Annotated in this window: 13 protein-coding genes and 1 other annotated feature; all 13 genes read left to right on the top strand. The window is 44.0% G+C overall.

What is annotated here, in order from left to right:
• Positions 1-79 precede the first annotated feature (79 nt).
• Positions 80-337, top strand: a binding site (T-box leader).
• Between the two features lie 47 nt (positions 338-384).
• The 13 genes from AB5Z52_RS13635 to ruvB all read left to right on the top strand — a co-directional run bounded on the left by AB5Z52_RS13635 (position 385) and on the right by ruvB (position 13669).
• Positions 385-1515 (top strand): 5-methyltetrahydropteroyltriglutamate--homocysteine S-methyltransferase, encoded by a 1131-nt coding sequence (locus AB5Z52_RS13635; RefSeq protein ID WP_005470059.1) that lies wholly within the window; start codon positions 385-387, stop codon positions 1513-1515.
• 228 nt (positions 1516-1743) lie between these two features.
• Positions 1744-2520, top strand: coding sequence for a Cof-type HAD-IIB family hydrolase (locus tag AB5Z52_RS13640; RefSeq protein WP_003128084.1), 777 nt, complete (start codon positions 1744-1746; stop codon positions 2518-2520).
• 256 nt (positions 2521-2776) lie between these two features.
• Entirely contained in the window at positions 2777-3199 is a 423-nt protein-coding gene (mgsA, locus tag AB5Z52_RS13645) for a methylglyoxal synthase (protein ID WP_003128085.1), read from the top strand.
• Positions 3200-3228: 29 nt separating this feature from the next.
• Positions 3229-4434: a peptidase T gene (gene pepT / locus AB5Z52_RS13650; RefSeq protein WP_368243834.1), complete on the top strand. Its 1206-nt coding sequence runs from the start codon at positions 3229-3231 to the stop codon at positions 4432-4434.
• A 194-nt stretch (positions 4435-4628) separates the two neighbouring features.
• Complete coding sequence (locus AB5Z52_RS13655; RefSeq protein WP_003128088.1) at positions 4629-5426, top strand: TIGR00282 family metallophosphoesterase; 798 nt, start codon at positions 4629-4631, stop codon at positions 5424-5426.
• 4 nt (positions 5427-5430) lie between these two features.
• On the top strand, positions 5431-5820 hold the full coding sequence (locus tag AB5Z52_RS13660) for a YlbF family regulator (RefSeq protein WP_081842105.1): 390 nt from the start codon (positions 5431-5433) through the stop codon (positions 5818-5820).
• Complete coding sequence (mutS, locus tag AB5Z52_RS13665; protein ID WP_131731973.1) at positions 5804-8350, top strand: DNA mismatch repair protein MutS; 2547 nt, start codon at positions 5804-5806, stop codon at positions 8348-8350. The genes AB5Z52_RS13660 and mutS overlap by 17 nt, the downstream gene beginning before the upstream one ends.
• 15 nt (positions 8351-8365) lie before the next feature.
• The gene (mutL, locus tag AB5Z52_RS13670) at positions 8366-10498 is read left to right on the top strand and encodes a DNA mismatch repair endonuclease MutL (RefSeq protein WP_368243831.1); all 2133 of its coding nucleotides are present in this window, start codon (positions 8366-8368) and stop codon (positions 10496-10498) included.
• Complete coding sequence (locus AB5Z52_RS13675; protein WP_368243830.1) at positions 10495-11061, top strand: nucleoside triphosphate pyrophosphatase; 567 nt, start codon at positions 10495-10497, stop codon at positions 11059-11061. The genes mutL and AB5Z52_RS13675 overlap by 4 nt, the downstream gene beginning before the upstream one ends.
• Positions 11058-11267: a GFA family protein gene (locus AB5Z52_RS13680; RefSeq protein WP_003128094.1), complete on the top strand. Its 210-nt coding sequence runs from the start codon at positions 11058-11060 to the stop codon at positions 11265-11267. The genes AB5Z52_RS13675 and AB5Z52_RS13680 overlap by 4 nt, the downstream gene beginning before the upstream one ends.
• Positions 11268-11526: 259 nt before the next feature.
• Positions 11527-11961: a peptide-methionine (R)-S-oxide reductase MsrB gene (gene msrB / locus AB5Z52_RS13685; RefSeq protein WP_131731974.1), complete on the top strand. Its 435-nt coding sequence runs from the start codon at positions 11527-11529 to the stop codon at positions 11959-11961.
• A 94-nt stretch (positions 11962-12055) separates the two neighbouring features.
• Positions 12056-12646 (top strand): Holliday junction branch migration protein RuvA, encoded by a 591-nt coding sequence (ruvA, locus tag AB5Z52_RS13690; RefSeq protein WP_003128096.1) that lies wholly within the window; start codon positions 12056-12058, stop codon positions 12644-12646.
• Positions 12647-12658: 12 nt separating this feature from the next.
• Complete coding sequence (gene ruvB / locus AB5Z52_RS13695; RefSeq protein ID WP_003128097.1) at positions 12659-13669, top strand: Holliday junction branch migration DNA helicase RuvB; 1011 nt, start codon at positions 12659-12661, stop codon at positions 13667-13669.
• Positions 13670-13825: the final 156 nt, after the last annotated feature.

The raw sequence follows: 13825 nt of genomic DNA on the forward strand, positions 1-13825 counted from the left end.
GAAGCAGCAATGCTTCTTTTTTTTAAAATCAATATTGACACACTAAAATCATTCTGCTATCCTTGTTAAAAATCAATAAGTAAACACGTAGAAAAAGAAAGTAAGATTCTGTGGAATTTCTAACAGAGAGCCCCGACAGCTGAAAAAGGGTGAAAGAAAACGAATCTGAAAATGGCTTTTGAGTGGGTGTTTCGAGAACGCAAGTTTTAGAAGCGCACGGATGTCCCCGTTACTGAGACCCCAATATCACGCAACAGCGTCGCATTGGAGTAGAGGCATTCTTCGTAAGTCGGATGCAAACTAAGGTGGTACCATGTAAATTTATTACATCCTTAAGAGATAACTCTTAAGGATTTTTTTTTACCCAAAAAAGGAGGAGAAACTATGTGCCAAGTGATCAATCATTATGAAATTGTAGGAAGTTTTTTGCGTCCGGAGAAGTTGAAGCAAGCAAGGGAAGCGTTCGCTGAAGGAAAAATCACTCGATCCGAGTTAAAAGAAGTTGAGGATCAGGCGATCAGTGAGTTAGTCGCAAAACAAAAAGAAGTTGGCTTGAAATATGTCAGCGATGGCGAATTTCGCCGTAGTTATTGGCACTTGGATTTTTTCTGGGGATTTCAAGGAATAGAGCATATTTTAATGGATCAAGGCTACTTGTTCCATGGGGAAGAAACCCGTGCTGATTCTGCACGATTAGCTGGGAAAGTCGCATTCAATCCAGAACATCCCGTGTTTGAGGAATATCGCTTTGTCGCGGCTCAGGCAGATGGGGTGCCTGTTCGCCAGAGTATCCCAGCGCCTGCTCAATTGTTTGTCGAACTTGTTCGAGGCAGCAACGAAGAAAAAGTGAACGCTATCTATCCGGATCGGGAAGTATTGCTTGCTGATATTGCGCAAGCCTATCGTGAAACCATTTTAGCCTTGTATGATCTTGGCTGTCGTCATCTAAAATTGGATGACTGTACGTGGGGGATGCTGGTGGACAAAAATTACTGGCAGTCAAGGACCAACGATGAGTATGATACACAAAAATTACAAAAATTGTATCTGCGGTTGAATAACAGTGCATTGGTGGATCTGCCTAACGACCTGCACGTGACTACCCATGTTTGCCGTGGCAATTACCATTCGACATGGGCGGCATCGGGAGGCTATGAGCCAGTTGCGGATTCGCTGTTGGGACATGAAGCGGTCGAAGCCTTTTTCTTGGAGTTTGATGATGATCGCTCTGGGGACTTCCAGCCATTGCGGTTTGTCCCGGAAACAAAGAAAGTCGTTCTCGGTCTAGTCACAAGTAAAAATGGGGCTCTGGAAGAGAAAGAAAGCTTGATTGCCCGGATCAAAGAAGCCAGCCAATACGTGCCCTTAGAGCGTTTGAGCTTGAGTCCGCAGTGTGGCTTTGCTTCAACAGAGGAGGGCAACATTCTGTCAGAAGAAGATCAATGGAAGAAATTGCAGCTGATCATTGAAGTGGCAGATGAAGTCTGGGGCACTCAACCAGTCACTGCCAAATAGACAAAGACGATTGAGGCAAACACTTCATGTGGTTGAAAATATTTCAGTTTCCCAAAAAAATGAGCCCACCTTCATTGGTGAGCAAGAGTCATTCACCAAGATCCGCCACTTATTGAAATAGACAGCTTTTTATGTTAAGAATAGGGTATGCTTTTTGGAGAGAACATGATCCAAAAGTAAAAATTCTTGTTATTTCTTACAGAAAGAGAGTCTTAGTTTTTTATGGATATGAATCGGAAATTCTTTGCTTTTGATATTGATGGCACGTTACTGGATTCGAACAAGCAACCGTTGGAAAGTACGATTGAAGCATTGGAGTTGCTGCGAAATGCAGGGCATTTCGTGACAGTTGCTACAGGCCGCAGTCGTTTCCATGCGAAAGACATCATCCGCTCCCTTGCTTTTGATAATTATATTTTATGCAATGGCGCTGCTGCATTTTTGGCACACCAACAAGTGTACAAAAATTTATTAGATGAAGAACAGCTAAAAGCATTTGTTGCTGAAGCAAACGAGTTAGGGATCGATACCGCATTTGTGGGAATGGATACGGCTAAACGAGCTTCTTCTTTAAATATTGGCATCATGGATGAAGCAATGCGCTCTTTTGGCGCACAATTGCCTGAATTAGACATGCACTTTCCGGAAGAAAAAGAAGTCTATCAAGCGTTGGCTTTTTATGGGAAAGAGTATGAAGACTATTTTGACGATCGCTACAGTAAATTACGTTTTGTTCGCTGGCATGAAAACAGTGTCGATGTCGTGCCAAAAGATGGTTCAAAAGCAGCCACGATTCTTTCGGTGGCACACCAACTAGGAATCTCACAAAAAGATGTGATTTGTTTTGGCGATGGCCAAAATGATCGCGAAATGCTGCAAGCTGCCGGCGTCGGCGTGGCCATGGGTAACGCGGCTCCCGAGATTCAAGCGATCGCTGATAAAGTCACCGCCAGCAATGATGAGGATGGCATCTGGCAAGCATTGAAAGAACTAGACTTGATTTAAACAAACTGTGTCCTAAGAAACAGACAAACCTGAAATTTTTTGCAACAGCCAAATCAGAGAAATCAGCCCCGCAAATTGCCAGAAGGATTTCCTTCGGTGCCCCTTCTTAAGGTGGCAGCCTACCTATTTTACTAAGGGATCCGGTTGATTCTATGATGGAAGCTCTGTGTAAGATTAGGCAATGTCTTATTCTTGGGAGCACAGTTTCTTTTTTTCAGCAAGTATTGGTACAATGGAAAAAAGAGGAGGAGTGAAGATGAAAATAGCATTGATAGCCCATGACCGCAAAAAAGAATTGATGGTGAAGATGGTCACCGCTTATCGCGAAATCTTGGCACAGCATCAATTATATGCCACAGGAACAACAGGAAAACGAATCCAAGAAGCTACGGGACTATCCGTTCATCGCTATAAGTCTGGTCCTTTAGGAGGCGATCAACAAATTGGGGCGATGATTTCGGAGGATGCGTTGGATATGGTGATTTTTTTGCGCGATCCATTGGCAGCGCAACCACATGAGCCGGATGTGACCGCATTGATCCGTCTGTCAGATGTTTATGAAATCCCGTTGGCTACGAATATCGGTACAGCAGAAATGCTGCTCCGAGGATTAGATGCAGGATTTGCAGATTTCCGACAGATCATCCATGAAACGGACCATCGACCATTATCTTTTTGAAGGAAGTGACGAAAGTGAAGGACAAACCAATGATCGCCGATTTTTTGCGTTATGCCAAAATCAATACCCGTTCCGATGCAAGCAGCCAAACAATTCCTACTACCCCTGGACAAGTTGAGCTGGCACTTTTATTACGGGATCAATTGCAGTCTATGGGGCTTAACGATGTGTTGTACCATGAAAAGAATAGCTTTGTGATCGGACGTCTTGCAGGAAATCCGGACAAAACGGCTGTCGGATTTATCGCACATGTAGACACCGCTGATTTTGCAGCCGAAAACATCCAACCCCAGATCCATGAAAATTATGATGGCAAAGACGTTTGCCTCAATGAGCCGTTGGGGATCATGATGACAGTCGCTGAGTTTCCTAACCTCAAAGACTACATAGGTGAGACGTTGATCACTACAGATGGAACGACGCTCCTAGGTGCAGACGATAAAGCCGGGATTGCTGAGATCATCGATGCATTGCGGATTTTACAAACGATTGATCCACAAGAACGGGGAGATGTCTGGATCGCTTTTGGTCCGGATGAAGAAATTGGGAAAGGGGCGGATCTGTTTGACCCAGCCGATTTCCCAGTGGCTTTTGCTTATACAATGGACAGTGGTCGTGTGGGACATATGGAGTATGAAACCTTTAATGCTGCGCGGATCGATATCCAAATCAACGGAACAAGCGTCCATCCTGGGACGGCTTATGGTCGTCTCGTCAATGCATTAAAGATCGCCAACCAGATCGATGCGGCACTGCCGCAAGCAGAAGTCCCGGAAAAAACAAAAGACTATCAAGGCTTTTACTTACTTCACAATCTTTCTGGACATATCGGGCAAGCAGAACTCTCCTACATCATTCGTGATCACGATCAAACGCTTTTCCAAAAGCGCAAGGAGAAGATGGTGCAGATCATTGAAAAGTTGAATGAGTACTATGGTGAGCGGATCACCTATCAGCTGTATGATCAATACTACAATATGGGCGACCGAATCAAAGAAAATCCTCAAAGTGTTATCATTGCTCGTCAAGCAATGAAAGACTTAGGGATCACACCGATCGAAGCCCCTTTTCGCGGCGGCACAGGTGGGTCCAAAATCACTTACAAAGGGATCCCAACCCCTAATCTATTTACCGGCGGCGAGAATTTCCACGGTCAATATGAATTTATCACTGTTGAAGCGATGGCAAAGGCGCGGGACTTAATCGTTGCGATCGTGAAACGTGTTGCTGAATAATGATGACTCTCCAAACGACCAACGTTGTTTGGAGAGTGTTTTATTTTCTAAAGGGTCCTAGAAGAGCAACAAGAGCAGTCGGTAGGAAGGAATTCCTGTAGTTTAAGGTTGTTTGCTGTTATGGAATAGCTCTTTTTTTTCTCAAGAAAAACACTTATAATAAAGAAAGATGTTAAAAGAGAAGAGGAAAAAGTGTGCGGGTATTATTTATTGGAGATGTGGTTGGATCGTTAGGGAGAAATACCTTGACAGAGTATTTACCAAAATTGAAGAAAGCCTATCGGCCGCAAGTGACGATCGCAAATGGCGAGAATGCAGCTGCGGGTCGGGGGATCACGGGGAAAATTTATAAGAAATTTCTTCAAGATGGCGTCGATGTGATCACACTAGGAAATCATACATGGGATAATCGAGATATTTTTGAATTTATTGGTGATGCAAAAAAAATGATTCGTCCGGCAAATTTTCCAGAAGGGACTCCTGGTACAGGAATGGTCTTTGTGAAAGTCAATGCGATCGAATTAGCAGTCATCAATATGCAAGCACGCTCTTTCATGGTCGACATTGATGACCCTTTTCGTAAAATGGATGAGTTGGTGACTATCGCCCGCAAGCGTACACCATTTATCTTTGTTGATTTTCATGGTGAGACAACGAGTGAGAAACAAGCCATGGGCTGGTATCTAGACGGACGAGTTTCTGCAGTCGTCGGCACACACACCCACGTACAAACCAATGATGCCCGAATTTTGCCACAAGGAACGGCTTATTTGTCAGATGTAGGAATGACTGGTCCTTATGATGGGATTTTAGGGATGAAACGAGAACCTATCATCGAAAAATTCTTGACGGCATTGCCGCAACGCTTTGAAGTGATCGAGAACGGACGCAGTATTTTGTCCGCTTGTCTGATCGAGATCGATGAACAAACTGGAAAAGCCAAATCGATTCGTCCAATCCAAATCAGCGAAGACCGGCCTTTTACAGAATAGGAGAATCATGGACCCATTAGAAAAAGAAACAGCAGTAGCACAAGAATTGGCTGCGTTGCGGCAATTATTGGCACAACACCCGGTAGTACAAGAGTTTCAAAGGATTCAACAACGGGCGCAAAAGAATCAAAAGCTGCTGGAGTTAGAAGAAGCAATCAAGCAAACCCAAAAAGAAATCGTTCAGTATGAACATTATGATAAACCGGAAGCAAAAAAGGATGCTTTGCGACGAGTGGCTGAGTTGACCCAACAATATGACCAGCATCCACTCGTGATCGCCTATCGTGCGGCACTTCAGGCAGCAGATGAATTGCTGCACTACGTCACAACAGAAATCCAAAAGCAAGTGAATAAAGCCATCGAGGAGGAAGATGCTCATGCCTCAAAAAACTAAAAACACTCCTATGATGGAACAATATTTAAGCATCAAGGCACAATACCAAGATGCTTTTTTGTTCTATCGTCTGGGAGATTTCTATGAACTGTTCAATGAAGATGCGATCAAAGCTGCACAAATCTTGGAGCTGACATTGACAAGCCGCAACAAAAATGCGGAAGAACCGATCCCAATGTGCGGAGTCCCTTATCATGCCGCCAGTAATTACATTGATACGTTGATCGAACAAGGCTATAAAGTCGCCATCTGTGAACAAGTCGAAAATCCCAAAACCACCAAAGGAATGGTCAAACGGGAAGTCGTTCAATTGATCACTCCAGGGACAGTGATGGATAGCAAAGGGCTGTCCGCCAAAGATAATAACTTCTTGACGGCTGTGATGAAAACGACGCAAGGTTACAGTTTTGCTTATGCAGACTTGAGTACCGGCGAGTTAAAGACCGCGCTTTTAGAAGACGAGGACGCGGTATTGAATGAGGCCGCTGCCTTACAAACCAAGGAAGTCGTTTTGTGCAGCGAAGTTCCTGACTCCCTTAAAGAACTGTTGACCACTCGCTTGAGTGTTGTTTTTTCAAAACAAGAGACATATGAAGAAAATGCTGAATTCCGTTTTTTGACTAGCGGATTGCCTGAAGATGAAAAGACGGTCACTGGCAAATTATTGAGTTATCTCGCAATCACCCAAAAACGCAGCTTGGCTCATATCCAGCAAGCAGTAGAATATCAACCAGATCATTCTTTGAAAATGGACTATTACTCAAAGTTCAATCTCGAATTGAGTCGATCCATTCGAACTGGCAAAAAGCATGGAACACTCTTATGGTTATTAGATGAAACCAAAACAGCAATGGGTGCCCGTTTATTGAAGCAGTGGTTGGATCGTCCTTTGATCCAACCAAAGAAGATCTTTGCACGTCAAGAAATGGTTCAATCATTGTTGGACAGCTTTTTTGAACGAGCAGACTTACAAGACGCACTGACAAAAGTATATGACATGGAGCGCTTAGTTGGGCGAGTTGCCTTTGGCAATGTCAATGGACGGGATCTTCTGCAGCTGAAATCTTCTTTGCAGCAAGTTCCTCTGATCGCCCAGTTGATCAAAGGCATCAATCGTGGAGAGTGGAATGACCTGTTGATCGAATTGGAGCCACTGGATGAGTTAGTGGCATTGATCGATAGCGCCATCGATGAAGACGCACCGCTGCAGATCACTGAAGGAAATGTCATCAAAGATGGCTTTCACGAACAACTAGACAAGTATCGGGAAGCGATGCGCAACGGCAAGCAGTGGCTAGCTGAGTTAGAAGCCAAAGAACGCCAAGAAACAGGCATCAAGAATTTAAAAGTGGGCTTCAACCGTGTTTTTGGTTATTACATCGAAATCACCAAAGCCAATCTGGCTGGTCTCGAAGAAGGCCGTTATGAACGAAAACAGACCCTTGCTAATGCGGAGCGTTTTATTTCACCTGAATTAAAGAAGCTGGAAACAGTGATTTTAGAAGCGGAAGAAAAATCGGTGGATCTGGAATACCAATTGTTCTTGGAAGTACGAGAAGAAGTGAAAAAAAGTATCCTTCGCTTGCAGAAATTAGCCAAAGCCATTAGTGCAGTCGATGTGTTACAAAGTTTTGCGACAATTGCTGAACGCTATCAATATGTACGGCCAGTTTTGAAAAAAGAGCGCTCCTTGAATATCATCGATGGGCGTCATCCCGTTGTGGAAAAAGTGCTGGGGCACCAAGAATATATTCCTAATAGCATCGTGATGCATGAAGACACCGATATTTTACTGATCACTGGACCGAATATGTCTGGTAAGAGTACGTATATGCGGCAATTGGCACTGTTAGTGATTATGGCTCAAATCGGTTGTTTTGTTCCTGCGCAATCAGCAGAAATGCCGATTTTTGACCGCATCTTTACCCGAATCGGTGCCAGCGATGACTTGATTGCTGGACAAAGTACATTCATGGTCGAGATGATGGAAGCCAATCAGGCGTTGCGTCATGCCACACCAAACAGTTTGATCCTATTCGATGAATTAGGGCGTGGAACAGCCACCTATGATGGGATGGCACTTGCTCAAGCCATCATTGAATATATCCATAAAGAAGTCAAAGCGAAGACCCTTTTTTCGACCCATTATCACGAACTGACCATATTGGACGAAGAATTACTGCGTTTGCGGAACATTCATGTAGGAGCGGTAGAAAAAGACGGTGAAGTTGTCTTCCTGCATAAAATGATGGAAGGTCCGGCAGACAAGAGCTACGGAATCCATGTGGCGAAAATTGCAGGACTGCCTAGCGGATTACTACAACGGGCGGCAACGATCTTGAAAGCTCTGGAAGAACATGAACCAACGATCGAAAAGCCTGTGATAGAAGAAACACAACAGCTTTCATTGTTTAGCGAGGTGTCCACAGAAGAAGTTGGCGTCATCGATCAGTTGAAAAAACTGAATCTCTTAGAAATGACCCCAATGGATGCGTTAAATAAGCTTTATGAATTGCAAAAACGAATCTAGAAAGAAGGAAAACAGATGGGCAAGATCCAAGAATTATCTGAACGTCTAGCGAATCAAATCGCTGCCGGTGAAGTCGTGGAACGGCCAGCCTCTGTTGTCAAAGAACTTGTGGAAAATGCAGTGGATGCCGGCAGCACACAGATCGATATCTTCATTGAAGAAGCCGGTCTACGCAAAATCCAGGTGATCGATAATGGCGAGGGGATTGCCGAAGAAGATGTCGTTACGGCCTTCAAGCGCCATGCCACCAGTAAGATCCATAACCGCGATGACTTGTTTCGGATACGGACACTTGGCTTTCGCGGTGAGGCATTGCCAAGTATTGCCTCAGTCTCGATTTTAACAATCGAAACAGCTGTCAAAGATGCTTCCCAAGGCTCATTCCTTCGGTTGAAGGGAGGTACTGTGGAAGAACATATACCAGCGAACTTGCGGCAAGGAACGAAGATCACTGTAGAAAACCTTTTTTATAATACGCCAGCGCGCTTGAAATATGTCAAAACATTGCAGACAGAATTGGCCAATATCGGCGATATCGTGAACCGTATTGCATTGAGTCACCCGGAAGTTGCTTTTCGCTTGGTCCATGAAGGCAATAAAATGCTGACTACTACTGGTAGCGGGGATTTGAAACAAACCATCGCCGGGATCTATGGTGTTGAGACTGCTAAAAAAATGTTAGCTATCAACAGTGAAGATCTTGATTTTAAGCTGACTGGTTATGTCTCGTTGCCTGAAGTGACCCGGGCTAGCCGTAATTATCTATCCACGATCATCAATGGACGATGCATTCGGAATTTTGCCTTGAATAAAGCAATCGTTGCTGGATATGGCTCAAAATTGATGGTGGGACGATTCCCGATTGCGGTCCTGGAGATCACGATGGATCCATTATTAGTCGATGTCAATGTTCACCCCACTAAACAAGAAGTACGTTTATCAAAAGAAGAAGAACTGACCAAATTGATCAGTAAATCGATCAATGACAGTTTGCGAGACGAGAATTTGATTCCGAATGCTGCCGATAATCTTCGTTTTAAGAAAAAAGTGACCACTGAACCTGTGGAACAAACGAAACTGGATCTGGGAACGAGTCCTACGACTTCTTCGGGATTAACTTTCAACCGCGAGACAGGAAAGTTTCAAGTGGCGTCATCAGGTTATCAACAGACTGTGGATAACTTTGTGGAAAACCCTGTGGAGGAAGGTGGAAAACTTCCAGAAAGCGCGGAGCAAAGGGAAAAGGCTCCGGAGTCTTCGGCATATTCTGTGGAAAATCAAGCAGTTTTCGATAGTCTGGAAGAAACACTGCCCAATAAAACGTTGCGAGATCCCTTTGCTGCGACAGTACCTGTGACAGAGATTGTCCAAGAAGTTGATCAACCAGCAGCGTCTGTTTTCGAGGATGCCAGTCAGCAGGACTTGTCGTTAATCGAAGAGCAGGCGCAAGAACGGCTGCATCCTGAACTGCATGCCGGACAGAAAAACTATACGAAATATGTGGATCGTTTGTTAGAAGAAACGCCTGCCAAGCAACGTTTCCCTCATTTAGAATATTTCGGACAGATGCATGGGACGTACCTGTTTGCTCAAAGCGACGAAGGACTTTATATCGTGGACCAGCATGCGGCCCAAGAACGGATCAAATATGAATATTTTCGGGAAAAAATCGGAGAAGTGAGCGACGATTTGCAAGAATTATTGGTACCGATCGTCTTAGATTATCCCAATAATGATGCGATTAAGTTGAAGGAACAAACTAAAAAATTACAAGAAGTTGGGATCCATTTGGAGGAGTTTGGGGCGAACAGCTTTATTGTAAGGGCGCATCCCACTTGGTACCCAGCAGGAGAAGAAGAAAGCATCATTCGAGAAATGATCGACATGCTTTTAGAGACAGGTTCAGTCAGCGTCAAGAAATTCAGGGAAGCAACAGCGATCATGATGAGCTGCAAACGTTCGATCAAAGCCAATCATTATCTAAATGAGGCGCAAGCACGAATCCTATTGGCGGATCTTGCAAAGTGTGAGAATCCCTTCAATTGTCCTCATGGACGTCCGGTATTGATTCATTTTACCAATAGTGATATGGAGCGAATGTTTAAACGGATCCAAGATCCGCATCGTGCAAGGAGTGGAATGGAATGATTGTCTTAGCTTCTCAATCGCCACGGCGAAAAGAATTATTAGCGGAATTGGTCCCATCTTTTCAGATACAGCCGGCAGATATCGATGAGTCTGTGGTATTTGGAGAGGAACCAGAGGAGTATGTGCAGCGAATGGCGCGGGAAAAGGCAGCAACTGTCACAGCCTGCTTTCCCACAGATCTTGTGATCGCCAGTGACACTACCGTAGTGGTGGGCCAGGAGATTTTCGGCAAACCTGCTGATGAAGCAGATGCCAGACGGATGTTGCAGAAGATGAGTGGAAAGACTCATTGGGTCCATACTGCGGTCGTTTTACAAAAACAAGAAAAACGACGAGAAAAATTGGTTTCTGCACAAGTATCCTTTAGTCTGTTGACGGAGCAAATGATTACCGAGTATCTGAAAACTGGGGAATATCAAGACAAAGCCGGGGGCTATGGGATCCAAGGAGCAGCAAAAGTGTTTGTTGAAGCGATCCAAGGGGATTTTTATACGATCGTTGGCTTCCCTGTTAATACGGTTGCCAAGTTATTAAAAGAATTTCCGGAGGAGCTGGAAAAATGAATCTATCCGGCAGGTGTCTTTGTGGTCAAGTTACGATTGAGCTAACGGAGGTTCATCCCCAAGTGACTGCTTGTCATTGCTCAATGTGTCAGAAATTTCATGGTGGTCCTTTTTTAGCGCTGGCCGCTTGTTCCCGTGATCAAATCACATTTACTGGCGAATCCTTGATTCAACGGTATAACTCTTCTAATTGGGCGCAAAGATGATTTTGCCGCCAGTGTGGCTCTAGCTTATTTTATTATGCACAGGAGACGGCAGAATTCTTCTTTGCCACTGGTTTGTTTCAAGAATTGACAGAAGCAGTTTTCACAGAAGAAATCTATACGAAAGACCAGCCGCCGTTTTATCATTTTGCTGAAAGAACCAGAAGGTGGCCAGAACTGCCCTCTTCTTAAGTAAAGAAGCAAGTTCGTTTACAAACGATTGGAAAAAAGGCAAGATAAGAGAAGAAAGTAGGTGAGAAAAATGTCAGAATCAAAAGAAGATTTGATAGCGAAATTGTCACCGATCGAATATGCGGTCACACAAGAAAATGCGACCGAACGTCCTTTTACAGGGACTTATGATGATTTTTATGAAAAAGGGATCTATGTGGATATCGTCAGCGGCGAACCGCTATTCGCTTCGACAGATAAGTATGATGCTGGTTGTGGATGGCCTTCTTTTTCGAAGCCCATCAACCGCAAAGAAATCAAAGAGAAAGCAGATTTCTCTCATGGCATGCACCGTGTCGAAGTCCGCAGTAAAGAAGCAGATTCCCATTTAGGACATGTTTTTTCAGACGGCCCGCAAGACAAAGGCGGGTTGCGCTACTGCATCAATTCCGCAGCCTTGCGATTCGTCCCATTGGAAGAAATGGCTGAGCAAGGATATGGAGAATATACTTCTCTTGTTGAGTAAAGGAGCAAGCTTCGCTTGCTTCTTTTTTTGTCTTTCAGTCTATGCTACAATAAAGGGAACGTATGTACAGCTAGATGTATAGAAAGGAACGGTTATGTACGAATATATTATTGGAAAAGTCACGGATATCTTTCCGGCGTATATCGTTGTTGAAACGCACGGTATCGGTTATCAAGTGGCATTCGGCAATCCGTATGCGTTCAGCGGCAAGCTGAATCAAGAAGTGAAGATTTATCTGCATCAAGTAATTAGAGAAGATGCCCATAGTTTATACGGGTTTTCTACATTAGAAGGAAAGCAATTATTTTTAAAACTGATCAGCGTCTCTGGGATCGGTCCTAAAAGTGCATTGGCAATTATGGCGAATGAAGACCATGCGGGATTGATCACGGCTGTCGAAAACGGAGATGTCACTTATTTAACCAAATTCCCAGGTGTTGGCAAAAAAACAGCACAGCAAATGATATTGGACTTAAAAGGAAAAGTCGCAGAATTAGTCGGTGAAGAGCCAACGGCACCAGTCACTGTGGCGAATACCGCGTTGGACGAAGCGATGGCAGCTTTGAAAGCATTAGGCTATAGTGAAAAAGAAATCAAGAAAGCTGAGAAATATTTAGCGCCTAATACGACTAAATCAACAGATGAATACTTACGAGAAGCATTAAAATTGATGATGAAAAAATAAGGAGCGAGTTAGGTGACGGATGAACGGATTGTTTCACCGGAAACGAATGAAACAGAAGAATTGATCGAAAAATCATTGCGTCCGCAGTTTCTCGCGCAATATATCGGTCAAAATAAAGTAAAAGAAGAGTTGTCGATCTACATTCAAGCAGCCAAAAATCGGGAAGAAGCATTGGATCATGTGCTGCTTTACGGACCACCTGGATTAGGAAAGACGACAATGGCGATGGTCATCGCCAATGAAATGGCGGTCAACATCAAGACGACTAGTGGACCTGCTATCGAAAAGCCGGGAGACTTGATTGCGATTTTGAATGAATTGCAGCCGGGGGATGTCTTGTTTATTGATGAGATCCATCGTTTGCCGCGAGTTGCCGAAGAAATGCTCTATTCTGCAATGGAAGATTTCTTCGTGGACATCATGGTTGGCCAAGGAACAACTGCGCATCCGGTCCATTTCCCGTTGCCGCCATTCACCCTAGTAGGAGCTACGACTAGGGCAGGGATGCTTTCTGCACCATTACGGGATCGATTTGGGATCATTTCTCATATGGAATATTATGAAGACCAAGACTTAAAAGAAATCGTCTTACGTTCAGCGGATATTTTTCAGACGGAGATCGTGGAAGAAGGGGCATTTGAGATTGCTCGACGATCTCGAGGAACGCCAAGGATCGCTAACCGCTTGCTGAAACGTGTTCGAGACTTCGCGCAAGTGCAAGCGAATGGAATCATTGACCGCCAAATCGCAGATAAAGCTTTGCTGCTTTTGCAAGTCGATCATGCTGGTTTAGATTATGTGGATCAGAAGCTGATTCGAACGATGATCGAGTTGTATGGTGGAGGGCCTGTGGGCCTCAGCACATTATCTGTAAACATCGGTGAAGAAACAGAGACCGTGGAAGATATGTATGAGCCTTACTTGATTCAGAGAGGGTTTTTGAAACGAACACCACGTGGACGGATCGCTACCACACTTGCTTATACCCATTTTGGCTATGAAAATCATTTTGAAGAGCTGTAAAGCTCTTTTTTTTATGGTTTAGTGAAACGTTTTTCTATCGTTCATGTTCTAAAATTAGTTGCTTCGAGAAAAGAAACAACGCAATAAACAGTTGCAAGAGCTGTAGAAAAACAAAAATAAGTGATCTGGTGTAGCGGATAACCTTGTTATTAAAGG

Origin of the sequence: Enterococcus sp. RTP21361st1_A6_RTP21361_211029 (assembly GCF_040910045.1) — a bacterium.
Lineage (GTDB): Bacteria > Bacillota > Bacilli > Lactobacillales > Enterococcaceae > Enterococcus_D > Enterococcus_D gallinarum.

Bases quoted from the DNA above. Each gene is read 5' to 3' on its own strand.
- mutS (WP_131731973.1), top strand. From the start codon at position 5,804: ATGCCTCAAAAAACTAAAAACACTCCTATGATGGAACAATATTTAAGC.
- AB5Z52_RS13675 (WP_368243830.1), top strand. From the start codon at position 10,495: ATGATTGTCTTAGCTTCTCAATCGCCACGGCGAAAAGAATTATTAGCG.
- AB5Z52_RS13680 (WP_003128094.1), top strand. From the start codon at position 11,058: ATGAATCTATCCGGCAGGTGTCTTTGTGGTCAAGTTACGATTGAGCTA.
- msrB (WP_131731974.1), top strand. From the start codon at position 11,527: ATGTCAGAATCAAAAGAAGATTTGATAGCGAAATTGTCACCGATCGAA.
- mgsA (WP_003128085.1), top strand. From the start codon at position 2,777: ATGAAAATAGCATTGATAGCCCATGACCGCAAAAAAGAATTGATGGTG.
- ruvA (WP_003128096.1), top strand. From the start codon at position 12,056: ATGTACGAATATATTATTGGAAAAGTCACGGATATCTTTCCGGCGTAT.
- AB5Z52_RS13640 (WP_003128084.1), top strand. From the start codon at position 1,744: ATGAATCGGAAATTCTTTGCTTTTGATATTGATGGCACGTTACTGGAT.
- pepT (WP_368243834.1), top strand. From the start codon at position 3,229: ATGATCGCCGATTTTTTGCGTTATGCCAAAATCAATACCCGTTCCGAT.
- AB5Z52_RS13635 (WP_005470059.1), top strand. From the start codon at position 385: ATGTGCCAAGTGATCAATCATTATGAAATTGTAGGAAGTTTTTTGCGT.
- mutL (WP_368243831.1), top strand. From the start codon at position 8,366: ATGGGCAAGATCCAAGAATTATCTGAACGTCTAGCGAATCAAATCGCT.